Origin of the sequence: Agrobacterium sp. ST15.13.013 (genome assembly GCF_027956525.1) — a bacterium.
GTDB classification, from domain to species: Bacteria; Pseudomonadota; Alphaproteobacteria; order Rhizobiales; family Rhizobiaceae; genus Agrobacterium; species Agrobacterium salinitolerans.
In genome coordinates this window covers 1-411 of record NZ_JAQKGP010000110.1, presented here as the reverse complement: position 1 = coordinate 411, position 411 = coordinate 1, and the positions used below count along the sequence as shown (strand labels likewise).

1 pseudogene is annotated in these 411 nt (G+C 53.5%); it reads right to left on the bottom strand.

Annotation, left to right across the window (positions count from 1 at the left end):
* Positions 1–118: 118 nt before the first annotated feature.
* Positions 119–411: pseudogene (gene rplB, locus PL597_RS26115) on the bottom strand (50S ribosomal protein L2); the annotation flags it as partial.

Here is a 411-nt window from a genome sequence, read left to right as displayed (position 1 = left end):
CCAAGTGCGCAGGGGCTTCTTGTCTCCGCTTTCCACCGCTTTCTCTACCTTCTTCAGCAAGTGCAGGTCAATAAAAGGACCTTTCTTGAGAGAACGTGGCATGGCTTATCCTCTAAAATTATTTGCTACGGCGACGTACGATGAATTTATCAGTACGCTTGTTGCTGCGGGTCTTCTTACCTTTGGTCTGCAGGCCCCACGGGGATACCGGGTGCTTACCAAAGTTACGACCTTCACCACCACCATGTGGGTGGTCTACTGGGTTCATCGCAGTACCGCGAACGGTAGGACGAACACCACGCCAGCGTGCAGCACCTGCTTTACCCAGAACGCGCAGCATATGCTCAGCATTGCCAACTTCGCCCAGAGTCGCGCGGCAGTCTGCTTCGACTTTACGCATTTCACCAGAAC